15 protein-coding genes are annotated in these 15,368 nt (G+C 51.6%); 11 read left to right on the forward strand and 4 right to left on the reverse strand.

Annotated features, from left to right (window positions below):
• Positions 1-86 precede the first annotated feature (86 nt).
• The 11 genes from gspG to ACP5SG_RS00155 all read left to right on the forward strand — a co-directional run bounded on the left by gspG (position 87) and on the right by ACP5SG_RS00155 (position 11,299).
• Positions 87-524, forward strand: a complete 438-nt coding sequence (gspG, locus tag ACP5SG_RS00105; RefSeq protein ID WP_237888937.1) for a type II secretion system major pseudopilin GspG — start codon at positions 87-89, stop codon at positions 522-524.
• 2 nt (positions 525-526) lie between these two features.
• A complete protein-coding gene (gene gspE, locus ACP5SG_RS00110) occupies positions 527-2,206 on the forward strand; it encodes a type II secretion system ATPase GspE (protein ID WP_428120839.1) in 1,680 nt (559 codons plus the stop codon).
• Positions 2,206-3,411: a type II secretion system F family protein gene (locus ACP5SG_RS00115; RefSeq protein WP_237888939.1), complete on the forward strand. Its 1,206-nt coding sequence runs from the start codon at positions 2,206-2,208 to the stop codon at positions 3,409-3,411. Before gspE ends, ACP5SG_RS00115 begins: the two co-directional genes overlap by 1 nt.
• Positions 3,398-4,018: a prepilin-type N-terminal cleavage/methylation domain-containing protein gene (locus tag ACP5SG_RS00120; RefSeq protein WP_237888940.1), complete on the forward strand. Its 621-nt coding sequence runs from the start codon at positions 3,398-3,400 to the stop codon at positions 4,016-4,018. The genes ACP5SG_RS00115 and ACP5SG_RS00120 overlap by 14 nt, the downstream gene beginning before the upstream one ends.
• Positions 4,015-4,455: a type II secretion system protein gene (locus tag ACP5SG_RS00125; RefSeq protein WP_237888941.1), complete on the forward strand. Its 441-nt coding sequence runs from the start codon at positions 4,015-4,017 to the stop codon at positions 4,453-4,455. Before ACP5SG_RS00120 ends, ACP5SG_RS00125 begins: the two co-directional genes overlap by 4 nt.
• Entirely contained in the window at positions 4,452-5,111 is a 660-nt protein-coding gene (locus ACP5SG_RS00130) for a PulJ/GspJ family protein (RefSeq protein ID WP_237888942.1), read from the forward strand. The genes ACP5SG_RS00125 and ACP5SG_RS00130 overlap by 4 nt, the downstream gene beginning before the upstream one ends.
• Entirely contained in the window at positions 5,108-6,010 is a 903-nt protein-coding gene (locus tag ACP5SG_RS00135; protein WP_424661329.1) for a general secretion pathway protein GspK, read from the forward strand. The genes ACP5SG_RS00130 and ACP5SG_RS00135 overlap by 4 nt, the downstream gene beginning before the upstream one ends.
• Complete coding sequence (locus tag ACP5SG_RS00140; RefSeq protein WP_428120846.1) at positions 5,994-7,352, forward strand: PilN domain-containing protein; 1,359 nt, start codon at positions 5,994-5,996, stop codon at positions 7,350-7,352. The genes ACP5SG_RS00135 and ACP5SG_RS00140 overlap by 17 nt, the downstream gene beginning before the upstream one ends.
• Positions 7,352-7,990 carry a GspMb/PilO family protein gene (locus ACP5SG_RS00145; protein WP_237888945.1) on the forward strand — a complete coding sequence of 213 codons (639 nt, stop codon included), beginning with the start codon at positions 7,352-7,354 and terminating at the stop codon, positions 7,988-7,990. Before ACP5SG_RS00140 ends, ACP5SG_RS00145 begins: the two co-directional genes overlap by 1 nt.
• The gene (gene gspD, locus ACP5SG_RS00150; RefSeq protein ID WP_428120851.1) at positions 7,971-10,481 is read left to right on the forward strand and encodes a type II secretion system secretin GspD; all 2,511 of its coding nucleotides are present in this window, start codon (positions 7,971-7,973) and stop codon (positions 10,479-10,481) included. The genes ACP5SG_RS00145 and gspD overlap by 20 nt, the downstream gene beginning before the upstream one ends.
• An 80-nt stretch (positions 10,482-10,561) precedes the next feature.
• Positions 10,562-11,299 (forward strand): hypothetical protein, encoded by a 738-nt coding sequence (locus tag ACP5SG_RS00155; RefSeq protein WP_237888947.1) that lies wholly within the window; start codon positions 10,562-10,564, stop codon positions 11,297-11,299.
• A 174-nt stretch (positions 11,300-11,473) separates the two neighbouring features.
• Here the strand turns inward: ACP5SG_RS00155 and ACP5SG_RS00160 are convergent, their stop codons facing one another.
• From ACP5SG_RS00160 to ACP5SG_RS00175, 4 genes are all read right to left on the reverse strand, one after another.
• Entirely contained in the window at positions 11,474-11,983 is a 510-nt protein-coding gene (locus ACP5SG_RS00160; RefSeq protein ID WP_237888948.1) for a general stress protein, read from the reverse strand.
• A gap of 281 nt (positions 11,984-12,264) precedes the next feature.
• Complete coding sequence (locus tag ACP5SG_RS00165) at positions 12,265-12,756, reverse strand: hypothetical protein (RefSeq protein ID WP_424661333.1); 492 nt, start codon at positions 12,754-12,756, stop codon at positions 12,265-12,267.
• A gap of 69 nt (positions 12,757-12,825) precedes the next feature.
• Positions 12,826-13,476: a hypothetical protein gene (locus ACP5SG_RS00170; RefSeq protein WP_237888950.1), complete on the reverse strand. Its 651-nt coding sequence runs from the start codon at positions 13,474-13,476 to the stop codon at positions 12,826-12,828.
• Positions 13,477-13,598: 122 nt separating this feature from the next.
• A partial coding sequence (locus ACP5SG_RS00175; protein WP_428120860.1) for a cytochrome c3 family protein occupies positions 13,599-15,368 on the reverse strand: 1,770 nt, incomplete at its 5' end.

The following is a 15,368-nucleotide window of genomic DNA, read 5'->3' on the forward strand; positions in this document are numbered from 1 at the left end:
GTCAGATACTTCGGACCCCTCTTTTTTGTAAGCCCAATAGGTGTTATATATATCCAATTAAGATCCTAAATTTTGGAGGTGTCTCCTTGTGGGGAGCGAAGTCTCGAATTCAAAAAAATAGGCAAACAGGTTTTACCCTGATAGAACTCCTGGTCGTCGTCATTATTATAGGGCTTTTGGCCTCGCTCGTTGCGCCGAAATTTTTCGGTAAACTTGCAGCCAGTAAAGAGAAGACTGCAAAGGCCCAGATAGAGTTGTTCGGCGAGGCCCTTGACGCCTTCAGGCTCGACAACGGGCGTTATCCAACCACCGAAGAGGGCCTTAAGGCCTTGAGAGAAAAACCGCCCGGCCTTGATACATGGAATGGCCCTTATCTTCCCAAGCCGATACCAAAAGACCCGTGGGGCCATGACTATGTCTATCGCTGCCCCGGTGAGCATGGAGACTACGACATCATAAGCTACGGCAGGGATGGGCAGCCAGGCGGTGAAGGGGAAGACGCCGACATCACAAGCTGGCAATAAGTATGGATATTAAATCCATTGCCGGTCAATTTAATACCTTTTTGAATGGCGGTAAAGAAAAGATAGAAAGGCTCTTGCAAAAGAGCGGCTTTATCCCCCATGGCGGAGACCTGTCTGTGGATGGGGCCGAAAGGAAATCAGGGGGAGAGGGCGAACGCCCTTTACCTGAATTCCCGCGGGCTGGTCAGGGTGATTTTCCTGAGAGACCGCCGCTCGTAAACGGCCTGCCGCCTCGTCTCATGAAGCAGTGGCGGGTTGTCCCCCTTGCCATAGATGAAAATGAGGTAAGGCTTGCCATGGCGAGGCCTCATGACCTTTACCTCCGTGAGGTGCTTAAGGATATCTACCAAAGACCTATAAAGCCGCTTCTAGCCAGTGAAGAAGATATACTTGCCGCTGTTTACCGCTGGTATGAAGCAGAGGTGGATCTTGGCGGAGAGGACGATGACGACATCGAGTCAAGGATAGAAGAAGGTCTTTGGGACGATCCGGAACAGCTGCGAGACCTTGCTTCCGAGGCCCCTGTAATACGTCTTGTAAACCACGTGATCAGCCAGGCCCTTGAGGTGAAGGCCTCTGACATTCACTTTGAGCCATTCAGGGATCACTTGACGATCAGGTTCAGGATAGACGGCGTGCTGCACGACGTCGAAACCGTTTCAAAAAAACTCCAGCCTGCCATTACCTCTAGGATCAAGCTGATGGCCAAAATGAACATAGCCGAGATGCGCCTCCCCCAGGATGGGCGCATAAGGGTGCGCGAGGGTTCGAGGGATATAGATATCCGCGTCTCATCCCTGCCCACACTTTTTGGCGAGAGTATAGTCTTGAGGCTTTTAAACCGCGAAGAGGTCAAGCTAGATCTTGCAGCCCTTGGTCTTTCTGAAGGGCTTTTAGGAGCCTTTGAGGGTGTCATAACTAGGCCCTACGGCATGATACTCGTCACCGGGCCCACTGGCAGTGGCAAGACCACTACGCTTTATGCGGTAATGAACCGGATAAACTCCCCTGAAAAAAAGATAGTGACTGTAGAAGATCCGGTAGAGTATCAGCTCGACGGCATAAACCAGATTCATGTCCGCGCAAACATCGGGCTCACATTCAGCTCTGCCCTTCGCACCATCTTGAGGCAAGACCCCGACGTCATCCTGATAGGCGAGATCAGGGACTCCGAGACCGCGGAGATAGCGGTCCAATCGGCCCTAACAGGACACATGGTCTTTTCGACCCTGCATACAAACGACGCCGCCAGTGCTATCACCAGGCTTCAGGAGATGGGTATTGAGTCTTATCTCCTTTCCTCGTGCATCCTTGCCGTGATGGCACAGAGACTTGTGCGCAAGATCTGTCCGGAGTGTCGGGTGCCTTATGCACTGCCGCCCGGGTTTGTGGATGAGATAGCCCATGCCCTAGGTGTTGATCCCTCTAGATGTCCTACGAACGTATGGCGCGGCACCGGCTGCGCTCACTGCGCTGGCACGGGTTATTCCGGGCGTACCGGCATATATGAGTTCTTGTTGGTGAATGATGAGATCAGGAGACTCATAATGCATGGGGACGACAGTTCAGCGATACTTGCCGCAGCTATAAAAAGGGGTATGCGCACATTGAGACAGGATGGCCTTCAAAAGGTTATAGACGGCCAGACCACCATTGAAGAGGTAATGAGGGTTACGAACTGATGCCAAGCTTTGCCTATGAGGCCCTTGATCAGCGCGGGCAGAGAATAAAGGGGGTAGATGAGGCCGTAAGCCAGGAGGCTGTCTTGGCGCAGCTCCTGTCAAAAGGTCTGCAACCCATCAAGATAAGGCGCATAAGGCCGCTCCAGGCCGTCTTCGGCAGGCAGCGCCGCAGGTTCAGTCATGAGGACGTCCTTTTTTTCACCAAGGAGCTGGGCGATCTCCTTGAGGCTGGCGTCCCTCTAGAGAGGGCCTTGTCTATTATAGCCGATTCATCTGAACAAGCTGGCACGCGGGAACTCGTAGTTGCCATAAAGGAAGACGTCCAGGGTGGTAAAGGGCTCTCCGGCGCACTTTCCGCCTATCCTGATATATTCAACAAGCTCTATGTCAACATGGTTACAGTCGGTGAGATGGGTGGGGTGCTGCCTCAGGTCTTGAAGAGGCTCGGCGGTTTTCTGGAGCGCTCCAGGCAGATAAAGAGGTTTATTGTCACTTCATCCATATATCCCGGTGTACTGATGCTGGTCGGGATACTCTCGGTAGTGATACTCATAACCTTTGTCGTGCCTAAGTTCGGACAGATATTCGACGACCTGGATCAGCCCATGCCGACTATGACCAGGATCATATTTCAAGCGAGTATTGTCATCAAGAAGTGGTGGTGGATTATTTTTTCAATAGCCGCCACTGGATTTTTTGGGTTCCGCCAGTATATAAAGACGCCCGACGGCAGGGCCTGGTGGGATGGATTTGTATTGAGACTCCCACTTGCTGGCCCTATGCTTTTAAAGATTGAGCTGGCCCGCTTCTGCCGCACTCTAGGAACATTGATAGAGAGCGGCGTCCCTATTTTAAAGGGCATATCTCTTGCAGGTGATGTTGTGTCGAACAGCCTTTTAAGAGACGAGATAGGCGAGATATACAAAGGGGTACGTCAAGGCAGGAGCTTCAGTCAGCTAATGAAGAAGTCACGGTTCTTTCCAACCCTGATGGTCAATCTGGTCGGCATCGGAGAGGAGACCGGCGAACTGGGCGCCATGCTCCTGAAGGTGGCTGATGACTTCGATGAAAAGATACAGCATGACACAAAGGTCTATCTCTCCCTGGTGGAGCCTATCACAATAGTGTTCATGGGCATCGTGATCGGCGGCATTATCCTCTCTATGCTGCTCGCCATATTCGGCATAAACGATGTCGCGTTCTGAAAGACCGTTCAAGGACACCTGCTTGCTGCCTTTGCAGGTCGTTGTTTACGCAGCGGCCATCTCTCTATTCGACGATCCTGTTAATGGTGTTGCGGCACGGAAGGCGGTCATGGCCGGGCATGCCCCCGTCCGCCACGGAGTCGCCGATGTCCTCTCAGGACGTCGCCGTCTGTCCGGTAAGGGCTTCACCTTGGTAGAGCTCCTGATAGTCCTTGTATTGATAGGCATAGTAGGTGCGATGGTCTTTATCTCGGTCGGGAGCGGGATGCTGAAGTCTAACGAGAGCCGTTTCGTTGTAGATTTCACACAGGCGATCGCCAGTGCTAGGAGCGCAAGTCTTGTCAGGGGCGAGGTGGTGCGTTTTGTAATCTATGGGCCCGAGAGGGAATTTTTTGTGCAGGGCAGGAGCCCGGAACATGTCCCTGAGACCATCAAAGTGGAAGGCAAGGGGATAAGCGAACCAAGGCCTGGCGTCTATATAGTCTATTTTTTCCCCGACGGCAGTTCGAGCGGCGGGGAGATCGATCTTAAACGGGCCGATGGCTCCGTCGACAGGGTTACCATCGATCGATTTCTAGGCATAATACAGTCAAGACACATATCATGAAGCGCTCAAGCGGCTTTACCCTCATAGAGGTGCTCGTTGCAATCGCCATAGTCGGCATAGCGCTCGGCGTAATCCTTTCAAGTATAGCCATGGGCCATAGGGAGGCCTTCAGAGGAGATCAGGCGAGAGAGGCGGCAGAGATAGCAGGAGATATTCTTCGGGACCTTGGAGACGGAGGAGGGTCAATCACAGCCGGTTCCGGCAAGGTCGAGGGGCATCCGGGCTGGTCTTATAGTATTGTCGTAAGGGATGCGGCTGTCACGCTTCAGAATGAAGATATGGGCGAAAAGGATCTTGATACACCAGGGCTCGTGGAGGTCGTCTTAAAGATATTCCCGCCCGGAAACGGGGCGCCTTTTGTACTTGCAAGCCTCATGCAGTCTGCGGATCAGCCTTCTCCAGGCGCGCAGGCGCCCTTTGCCGGAGGTCTTAATTGACATCAAGATGCAGCGGGAATGGCTTTACGCTCCTTGAACTCCTGATTTCCATAACCCTTATGGCAGTTATTACGGTCATACTCTCCATGGCGATCCATGCGGGTCTAATGGCATGGGAAAGGGGCCACGAAGAGGACAGGGCCCTTATGATTGAGTCTTCCATAGAAAATCTCCTTGCGCGGCAGCTTAAGTGTGCGATCCGTACCTCGTCGCAGGATCTCGGGGAATTCGCTATGTTCAAGGGCGACAATGCCGAACTTTCTTTTGTGACCACTTATGTCCCCCTTGGTTCCCGAATGGGCGGTATATTCCATGTAATCTACAGATACGACGCCGACTCAGACGAACTGATATATGCTCAGAGACTTATAACGAGAAAGGATGAACTGAACGAATCACCGCCTGAGCAGTTCAACGAAGATAGTATCACCAAAGGTTGGGTATATTCCGAGGTCAGCGGTACAGGGCCCATTTCGTTCTTCTATTGCGCCGATCAAGACGAGGCTGCAAATCCGAAGGATTGGAGAGATAAATGGGATGAAGCCAGCGACGTCCCGCAGATAGTGGTCCTGGCCTGGGGGACCGCAAAGGACAAGGGCCTCTCTTACCGGATGCTGTGCACCGATCCTTTTTGCGAGGGAGACAAAAAGAGGTGAAGGGGCAAAAGGGGTTCGTGATGATATTGGTCCTCTGGACACTGGCCTTTCTCACCATGATAGCCGGTTTCTATGCGGTCCAGTCCAGGGTCAGGCGCAATCTAGGCCAGGAAGTGTGGGACTCGCTTGATGCACAATATCTAACCCGTTCCCTTCTGCTCCTTGTCTCGACAAGGCTTGCACCTCCTGATATGAAGCCTGACGAGGCTTGGGATAAAGGGTTGTTGATCCCGGATGGGACCATTTATATGGTAAATATCGGCGGAAAGGATGTGACCTTCTCCCTTGAGGACGAACATGGGAAGCTGGATCTGAATAATGCGACCGAGGAACAGCTCAAAGAGGCACTTGGAGGACTGTTGGGCAAGGGGACGACCGCGGACGAGATCGTGGATGGGATATTGGACTGGAGGGATCCCGACAATATACCAAGGGAAAACGGGGCCGAGGATGAGGTCTATCTTGCGAAGACCCCGCCCTATCTCCCTGCCAACGGCCCGTTTCACACATTGGAAGAACTTTTGCTTGTAAATGGTGTTACGCAGGAGCTGTTTTATGGGCCCATCCCTTATGAATTCAAAGACTCAGGGATGGATCTGGAGTGGAAAGGCGGTTTGAGGGATATTTTTACAGTTTACAACAAGACCGGAACTGTTATAAAAGAGTATGCGCCGCCGCCCTTGAGACACATAGCCGGTGCTGGCAACGCCCCATTCTCCCACGAGGTGGTTTGTCTTAAGACCAAGATCGGCGGCATGAGCTATTGGATATATTGGCAACCGGTTCAGGGCGGCACCAATTTCAAGCTAGTACACTGGACCGAGACCGCGAGCGCAGGCTCTGATCAAGAAGACGTCTTATATGGGGAGACGCCGGGTAAAGATGGCTTTTCACACTGAGATAATAGGTATATATGCAGACGAAGATGATCCACAGGTCTTTGGCCTAAGGCTTGGACCAAAAGGTTGGGCGCCTTTTGACATACCGGAGTGGCCTGGTCGTCAACAAGGATCTTTTTATAATCAGCTCAAGGTCTTTCTGCAGGCGTTTAACCCGTCACGAAGGCGAAGGTTCTGTCTAGCCCTGCCTCAGAGGTATTGTTTTTTTAGAGAGCTGGCCATGGCCCGGCTTATCCCGGCGGAGGCTGCGGAATCGGTGAGACTGGGCATAGAGCTCCATTCCCACCTGGATAAGTCGGAGATATATTATGATCAATATGCCTTTGAAAGAAACGGCGAAACGATAGTCCTTCTTGCCTATATAAGACGTGCCGTTCTTGATCCACTTTTTAAGGTGTTTTCAGAGACAGGCCACAAGGTGTCTCTAGGTCCTGTGTCACCCGCTTTCGTCGGACTGGATATACTCATTAGACGAGGCAAGGCCGGTTTCCCGTGCGTCGTCCTTGGCAGGCAAGGCGGATTTTGGTATACTTCCCTGCACGGAGAAACAGTCTGCGAAGGGGTCTATACCCTGCCGATTGAGGGAGGCAGGGATGTTTCTCAGGCGCTTCTCGATCTCTCATCCTATGTGCCGGCCAAGTTCTTCAGGCTCATACCCAGTCCTGCCTATATTGTAGATCCGAGTGGATCCAGCTCGATTTCGACGTCCTGCCAAGATCCATGCCACGCCCTACCAGGGATATCCAGGTTTTGCGGGAAAAAGGAGAGTCTCAGCTGGGGGCTTTGCGCCGCAGTTCTCGGACTCAGTATGTACCCGGCGATATCCTTTCAAGAGACGCCCCGTCGTCCACCACTTATCCTCCGCATCAATCCGTTCCAGGCGGCTGTATTAGCGATGGGGACCATCATACTGCTGAATACGTGCATCTTGGGGGTTAAATTTTATGGGCATTCAATCGCCCTGAAGTCGCGAGAAGCCGAGCTTGCAGCTCTGGATAAGAAACTCAAGCCCCTTCTTGAGATCAAAAAAAAGGTCGATGGCATAAAGGGTGAGATGGCCTTGATGACACGATTTAAAGACGAATTTCCGCGTCCACTCGATGTTCTACGCCTGCTTACAGTAAATACGCCCCAGGATACCTGGATACAGAACCTGACCATTAAAGATGACAAGCTCAGGATAACGGCAGAAGGAAATTCAGCCTCTCAGGTCACCACAGAATGGAGAAAGCTGCCGTTTTGTGCCGAACTCAAGTTCACATCCCCGGTTATGAAGGACAACAACCAGAAAGAACGCTTCTCTGTGGAGATAACCCTTACAAACCAAAAAGGGACAAGATAATGAAGGCCTCTGAATGGCAATTTGACTCAAAAAGTCCGGTTTTGCGCTATGGGATCTTGATAATAGCGATAATATTCTGGTATTCATTTTTGTTTGAACCAACGACCGGAAAGATCGACGAGATGACGACCCGGATTGCGGTTACGAAAAAAAAGATAGAGGGTACCAAGGCAGAGATCAAACGGCTGCGCAGCATAGACGAGGAACTAAAACGGGTCGAACAGGAGAGGGCCAGGTTTATGCAGTTGTTGATACCAGGGGAGAACCCGCAGGTGGTTGCCTCAAATCTTCAGGATGACTTACTAAAAAAGGCATCGGATGCCGGCATGGATGTCTTGAGTTATAGGGCGGCTGCCGGTGGCAAGTGGAATGAATATCCATTGGGTACTGTAAGTCTGATCACCAAGTCAGGCATGAAGGGGCTGGTGCAGTTTTTAATGAAGGTTGATTCCGAAGGCAAGATGGTCAGATTGAATAATCTCAATGTAATGGTAATACAGGGTCCGACTCCATATACCAGGATCAATATGGACTTTGACGCCCTTTGTGCCGTAAAGGCAAAGAATGAGGCCAAGCATGGCGTAAGAGCGGGTAAAAATGAAGATAATAGGATTGGAAATGAAAGTCGATATCATTAGGCTATTCAGCATTGTTTTGATAATTACACTGTTATCCAACGCAGGTTATTCGTTCGGCCAAGATAAAGGACAGACGCAGAAGGGTGCGCAGGGCGTCGACCAAAATTCGAGGCAGAGGTCCAAACATATAGACCGCCCATCCATTCCGGTAGCCGTTCCGGGGGTGGCGCCGGCACGGTCTGGGCCGCAACAACCTGCAGCCGCGCAGCCCCCTATGCCGATACAGCCTACTGCCTCGGCGCCTGCACAAAACCAGGCTGCACCGTCCGTAAATCAGCCCCCTCCCGCCCAGGGGCAGGCAGCCGTTCCTCTTCCGCCCAACCCTGTACCTCTGCAGGCGCCCCAGGCCCAGCCACAGGCCTCGGTTTCTCCATTTGCAGGCGCATCGCCTTTAGAGCGCAAGCCCATTGACATCACCCTTGACAATATGGATATCTATCCTGTGCTCGACCTGGTGTTGTCCCAGATATTGGGGCTTAATTACGTAGTTGATCCGGCAATAAAGGGTGTGGTGTCGCTCCACATACAGGGTTCATACACGAGGGATGAGCTTTTGAACCTATTTAATTCGGTGCTTCAGATACACGGCCTTGGCATAACAAAGGGGGAGCACGGCCTTTACAAGGTCGTAAGAAAACCCGACACCGCAAGGACCGGCCCTATCGTCATAAACAGGAAAGATGCCTTGGCCAATCCGGGCGACGTAGTCCAGATATTTCAACTCAAATATCTGTCAGCCACGGCCGCAGCCTCAAATCTAAAGAACTTCCTGTCCCAAGGTGCCGTAATAGTGCCCGAGCCGAGCACAAATTCGCTCCTGATCTCTGATACCGCCGAAAATATAGACAAAATAGGCAGCATACTTACCTTTATAGATACAGATATCTTCAAAGATTACCATTGGCGGCTCTTTACCCTTGAGAATGCAAGCGTCACCGATGTCTATGATGATATAGAAAAACTTATCCAGGGCAAAGTCATCTACGGCAGGGCAGGCCTTGATCAAAGCGCCTTTCAGATCCTGCCGCTCAAAACGATAAACAGCATCCTGGTCGTTACAAAATGGAAAGATGTCCTAGATGTGGTAGGGAATTGGATCAAGGAATTTGATCAGAGACAGGCTGATAAGGGCAAGCAGGTATATGTCTATTTCGTGCAGAACGGCAAGGCCAAGGATATAGCAGATATGTTGAATGAACTCTATGGGATAAGGGGCGCATCAAGATCATCTGCTTCAAAAACTGACAAGAACAAAACCGTCATGGTCGAACGCACCAATACGGAAAAACCGGCGGCTGTTGCTAAGCCGGAAGGTATAAGCGGTACCGGGGAGCTGGCGGGGGATGTAGAGATCATCCCTGATGAGACCAACAATGCCATACTGGTAAGGGCCCGCCCAAGGGACTATAAGGTCATATCGGATGTCATCAAAAAGATAGATGTGGTGCCAAGGCAGGTCCTGATAGAGGTCCTCATAGTGGATGTGACGCTCAACGACAATTTCCAATACGGCGTTGAGTGGTTTCTTAAAAACAAGGGCTTAAATTTCGGTGGTACAACCTATAATGCAGATGTAGCCTTAACGGACGGCACCACTATGAAACAGAATACGCCGCTTGGCACAGGCCCTACTGGTCTGACATATAGCCTTTTCGACAATGCAGGGGGCTTAAGGGCCTTGATCAGCGCCTTGGCACAGAAGACCACCGTCAACATACTGTCGAGCCCGACGATCCTTGCCGTTGACAACCAAGAGTCCAGGATAGAATCCGGTGACGAGGTGCCAACGCTTACAGGCACAACCACCACCGAAGGTGGTACGACCACACAGTCAGTGCAGTACAGAAACGCCGGTATAATACTTAAGGTAAAGCCATCGATAAATGACGGTGGCCTGGTGCGTATGGAGGTGACACAGGAGGTAAGCTCAGTCACCAGCATGCAGACCGGGGGGCTCAATTCCCCGAGCTTCAGGACCAGAAAGGCCACCACATATATGGTGGCCAAGGATGGCCAGACCATCATAATGGGGGGTCTCATACAGACACAGAAGACCAAGAGCAATTCAGGGATTCCATATTTAAAAGATATACCTATTCTAGGTCATTTGTTCGGCGATCAAGGCGTAAAGACCAGCAAGACCGAGCTCATGTTCGCTATTACACCTTATCTTATCAAAACACGCGAGGACGCTGATGCGCTCACCTTGGATTTTTCCAAGAGGGTGAAAGAGCTGAAGGAGGCTTTGAAAAAAAAGAGCATCAGCGGATTGGGGACGAAGGCGACGGAAGCGGCTGATTCAGGCAAAGGGCTTGAAGCGCCACTTGCGAAACCGAATGTCCAGACGACGCCTGAAAATGCGAATCTGCCGCCCAGCCCTGAGGCCGAGGTACCTGCAAAGGCTGAAGGGCCTGCCGCAAGGCCGGATGCCAAAAAAAACCAGCCCATCCCCCCTGCGGGGGAGGCTAGTCCGGATACAAAGAAGCAATGATGTCCGGCCCTGCACACAGAGGCAGTCTATTTATATGCATTTTATCTCTTTTGGGGGCAATCACACCAGTTGCACTGTGCATGGCTGGACCATCAAATACAAACGGTGCTAAGCCTGGTCTCGGCCTTTATGATGTCATAGTAAAGGAAAACCTCTTTGATCCATTACGCGGCCAAGGCGCACAGAATGAGGCTGATGAAAAGGCCAGGTATGCCAGTGAACAGGAGCTGATCAATCGCTATCTGGTCTATGGAGTAAGTATAATCAACGGCAGACGTCAGGCCTTTATAAAGGCCGTGAACACCCCCCAGACAAGTCATCCTGTGTTCCCATTGGCCGGTCCACAGTTCCCCGCCATGAATCAGGCTGCCCAGGCAGAGAGGCCGCATCCTGTGAAAATAGGGGATTCCCTGGAAGGTTGGCGTATTACGGCCATAACGCCCCACGGGATAGATCTCGAGCTCAGGGGGAGGAGTGTCCATCTCGCCATCTTCGGGCCTGAAAAAGACGAACGAAGGGCGACAGCTCCAGTCGGCCTGCAGACCCCTCAAATAAAACCTGAGGCCCCTTCACCACCTCAACCAGGTGGCGAGCAGCCCAAGGAAGGCGGGGCGGCAGAAGGCCAATCCGTTCAATCGCAAGGTCCGCTGCAACAAGCCAGCCCTTCATCTCAGCAGCCGGTTCAGCCCGGGCAGCCCGTGCCCCCGCCGCAGGCACCATCATCTATTCAACACGGGCCAAAGGCCACTCTTCCACCCCAAACGCCCGCCCTGCCAGTGCCTGGTTCATCTCTTCGTGACCTGTTGCTCGGGCGGTGATAGTTGTTCCCGTTTGCTCAATCATACCCGCTCCGATGGGGAGCAGGTTGTTTTATATAGGGAACAGCTGGATGGAGTAAAGATGGAGTAAAGGCATAATAGCCGAAGGGTTTATATATACCCCAATTTGGAAGTTTCATGTAGAACCCCCCTGACTTGGATTCCGAGAGGATGTCAGTGATGAATAGTCAGCTCATGGCCAACGCTTTTAAGGATTTCTTTGGCCTTTGCCAGATCATCCCCGGAGCCATGGACTATCAGCAGGAATTTGTCAGATCTTATAACCGTCTCATAATTGATGATGCTGTCCTTTGGAATACCGATGCTGTAAAGGCCCGCGCCAAGGGCGCTCAACCCTCCGGCTGCCACTGCACCCTCCAGCCCGCCGACAATGGCGGAGACAAGCGGTCCGGCTACAACAACCGGACCAATTCCGGGGATCCAGAAAAATGCTGCGCCGAATAGAATACCCCACAGTCCGCCCCAAAAGGCACCCATTTTGCCCCAGTACTTCATGCGGTCACCGGCATTGTAGTAGCCGACGACGTGTTCATCGGTGTGATAGTCTTTACCCACAATGGACAGCTTTTTCATATCAAAGCCGGCCTTCTGTAATTCCTTCACAGCCTCTTCTGCATCGACATGGGCATCAAAGACTGCAACCGCTGCATTTTCATTTGACATAATCGATCTCCTTTGCATGATTTTGGTTGGCACTTGACTCGGATTCTTTCAGCCGCCCCATCGCAGAGGCCTTTTTTTGTCAAGTTTCATGAATATCCGGCAAGTCTTGTTCCCCAAGGGGAGAGGGAACTGCTCTGAATCCACGTCTTCCAGGGAGCCGCTCTGGAAATTGCATATTCCTCCTTTGATAGGCCTCCTTTATTTTTCCCTCCCTTGATGGGAGGGGATTAAGGGGAGGGTGACGGATTTGCCGGACAGTCTCTCATGGGGCAAAACCTGGGTCAAAATGTTGCATTAATGACCCCGCCACCAGATAGCTGGCACTCGCCCTGCCCCCCGCCAGCCATGCCGCTTCGCGGATCGACAAGATTGAAGCGGCAGCGCATATGGCGTCCGCCGCTGGTTTCAAGATTGGCAACCACTTTTCCGCTGTAGTATGTAATGAACTGCGTCGCGCCGTACGTATCAGGATAAGGCTCACCCCAGTAGGGCCAGTCGGACCAGCCTTCGTTCCAGCCATTCCACATCGGAACAAGGGCCTCGCGCGTCGTCTGTCGGGTGATCTGAAAGAACCGGCCTGTATATATAGCATCAGGCAGTATGGCCGTCATTGTACCAGACAGCCCACCGTCCATGCTTTTCCATTTAAACAGAACGGGCTCGGCGGATTCCCCTTTAGCAGTCATTTCCCCACGCCCCATGCCGGTGGTGGTGCAACCGGCCAGCACCATAAGCGTCAGCAAGCTGGCCGCAATCAGTTGGTATAATTTCATTGGGTTCTCCTTGAGGGGACCTCTAAAAGAGGTTCCCATGATATGATGCACATCCAGGATATATGCACCTTATTTCTTTCCGGGCAGGATTTTTTTACCAAACCACGATATGGCGTCACCCATATTTTTAAGGCCATTACCAACCTCTTCAGGTACGTAGCCCGTGCCTTCGACAAGTTTGCCAGAGATCTCGCGCCCCTCTTTAATGGCCTTGGATGCGCCGCTTTTAAGTTTATGGCCTGACCAATCTGCAGCCTGTTCCATATGCTCTGCCGCTGAGTTAAGGGCCTCGCCGGTCTCTTTTGTCTCTTTTTTTGCCCAGGAATCGGTCGCCTTGACATAGTAATTACTGGCTACCGCGTGCTCAGCCCTTGAAAATGCACTTTTCAGCTCCTTGTCTGATTTTACAGCCCCCTTTTCAACTGAATCTGCCAGCTTGTCCAGTTCCCGGGCAGAGGCCGTCAAGGTCTTTTTACCTTTATCACCGGCAGATTCCGCCTCCTTCTTTAAAAAATCCGCACCCTTTCGTATCTCCGCGGCGGATGCCTTGAAATCCTTTTTAATAAAGGACTCATGGGCCTTTTGAAAGTCAGCCCCTGGCTCCGCTGTCTGGCCTTGGGCCACCTGTGCAGTCTGGGAATACGCCACAGGGGTAAAGGCTGCCTGGTTAAAGGAAAGAAATGCAAATAAACCTGCCATCAAAAAGATCCTGTGCCTCATGTTAATACCTCCTTATGTTTTTGGTTGTCTTTTAGTGTCAGCCCAACAAGCCAGGCCTTAAAATATACGAATTTTGATTGATCTTTTCCTGTTAAGTCCGATCACCTCCTCGATAGTTTATTTTAATGGTATCTACCCCCGCTCAATGCCCTTTCGTACCTGGCTTTTTCTTCAGCGTATGCCCTCTTATCTCTTATCTCGGGGATGGAAAAGTTTCCCATTAAACTCCACTTGCCTGACAGGGGCTTAAGTCCCTCAGGGATCGTTTTTCCATCGGCCCCTGAAAGGTTCTCGATCCTCAAACCCTTTTTGTCAGCCACAATCGTAAAACTGCCTGACAGGACATCTTTATAAGCGGTATCAGGTTTTCCCATCCATTTGTAATCCACCACAACCCTTTGCGCCCCTTCTGATCCGTGACAGCTCTCACAGGTTCTGGCCTTTGTTACTGCATGGGCAACCTTGTCGATATTCAACCAGGCCATGACCGTGCCTTCATCCTTGCTGCCTTCATAGGTTCCCGTGACAGCAAAGGCATCATCGGACGGATATTCCCTCTTTATGTTTACATCCGGCTTATCCCTGAAGACAAGTTTCCCTGTCAGCTTTATCTCCTCCTTCTTAACATTGGTTGAGATGTGCGGGACTATGTGATAGGGGTTCCACTGGCCTTTATTATCCTTAAGGATGATGGGGGCCATTGCATTAACCGTATAAAATGGATGCCTGTCCAGTGGGGTCTCCAGCCCGAATTTTTTTCCAGGCGCCCAGAAGTTAAAGGCATAGCCTGCTACTAAGGGGGTATGGCAGGCCTCGCAGGAGAGATTCCTGTGAATTCCCTTCTTATGGCTGGATACCTCTTGCTTATGACATTTTGCACACTCCATGGGCTCGGGACTCCTTATCTGATCCCCCATATTGTGGGTTTTGTGATTCTGATCATGACAGTCCACGCAGGTTATGCCTTTGGCAAAGTGTATGTCCGGGGTCTCAATATATTTTTTTGAGTTTTTGTTCCGCAAGTCAGCCACAGCCTTCCTGGCAAAATCCCCCTTTATAAATCCATCTCCCCTCCGTCTTTCCATGGGGCCTGCATGACATATCTGGGCCCTGCCATCGCCCATGCACGAAAGCACCGTAGGTTTAAAGGAAAAGGTATGAACGCCCACCTCTTTTGGGTTGCCTTTACTGTCTCTGGCCTCTTTATTAAAAGGACTGTAGTGACAATCCAGGCAACCTGCATGGCAGGTATTGCAGTTTCTCTGGTTGGAGAACGCCTGTTCTTTGCCGAGATGGGCGGTGCTGACCGCATTGTATTTCTCCATATTTCCGGTAGTAAAGCTGTCATTGTCGGGCTTTGCAGTGGCCGCGGTCCAGAGGCCGCAGGACTGAGGACCTGTGGGGCCGACCCAGGTCGCATACTGGCTCTGGGTCAAGGCCAGGCCCATTGCTGTCTTCATATAGCTTTTTACAGCCTCCGGGTGGCAGGTTCCGCAGGTCTTCTCAGCGATGCCCGGATTAAAGGCGATAGTATTGATATCCTTGTCATGCCATTGTATAATAAATACCCTTGGATTAAGCCCAGACCCTCCATTCCCAGCGGTTACCCTTGGAAAAAGGGCGTTGCCGACAAAGTCACCTTTCAGCTTCAAACCTTTGATGGATTCCCTGTCTTCTCCCTTGAGCTCTCTCCTCGGCACTGCAACAATCCCCTTTTTCATAACCACAGCTAATCCCAAGATGCCCTTATGTGCCCCCTCCATGGTATTGTCATTGGGATTCCCCTGATGACACATCTCGCATGTTGCAGGCATGCCGGTCTGCTTTTCCACTGCCCCCTGGGTTATGGTGAAGTCCGGATAGCCCAACTCCTGCATCTTTTTTCCATTGCC

Source organism: Dissulfurimicrobium sp. (assembly GCF_049968175.1).
Lineage (GTDB): Bacteria > Desulfobacterota > Dissulfuribacteria > Dissulfuribacterales > Sh68 > Dissulfurimicrobium > Dissulfurimicrobium hydrothermale.

Bases quoted from the DNA above. Each gene is read 5' to 3' on its own strand.
- ACP5SG_RS00160 (WP_237888948.1), bottom strand. From the start codon at position 11,983: ATGTCAAATGAAAATGCAGCGGTTGCAGTCTTTGATGCCCATGTCGAT.
- ACP5SG_RS00170 (WP_237888950.1), bottom strand. From the start codon at position 13,476: ATGAGGCACAGGATCTTTTTGATGGCAGGTTTATTTGCATTTCTTTCC.
- ACP5SG_RS00145 (WP_237888945.1), top strand. From the start codon at position 7,352: ATGAAGGCCTCTGAATGGCAATTTGACTCAAAAAGTCCGGTTTTGCGC.
- ACP5SG_RS00115 (WP_237888939.1), top strand. From the start codon at position 2,206: ATGCCAAGCTTTGCCTATGAGGCCCTTGATCAGCGCGGGCAGAGAATA.
- ACP5SG_RS00165 (WP_424661333.1), bottom strand. From the start codon at position 12,756: ATGAAATTATACCAACTGATTGCGGCCAGCTTGCTGACGCTTATGGTG.
- ACP5SG_RS00155 (WP_237888947.1), top strand. From the start codon at position 10,562: ATGGCTGGACCATCAAATACAAACGGTGCTAAGCCTGGTCTCGGCCTT.
- ACP5SG_RS00120 (WP_237888940.1), top strand. From the start codon at position 3,398: ATGTCGCGTTCTGAAAGACCGTTCAAGGACACCTGCTTGCTGCCTTTG.
- ACP5SG_RS00125 (WP_237888941.1), top strand. From the start codon at position 4,015: ATGAAGCGCTCAAGCGGCTTTACCCTCATAGAGGTGCTCGTTGCAATC.
- gspE (WP_428120839.1), top strand. From the start codon at position 527: ATGGATATTAAATCCATTGCCGGTCAATTTAATACCTTTTTGAATGGC.
- ACP5SG_RS00140 (WP_428120846.1), top strand. From the start codon at position 5,994: ATGGCTTTTCACACTGAGATAATAGGTATATATGCAGACGAAGATGAT.
- gspD (WP_428120851.1), top strand. From the start codon at position 7,971: ATGAAAGTCGATATCATTAGGCTATTCAGCATTGTTTTGATAATTACA.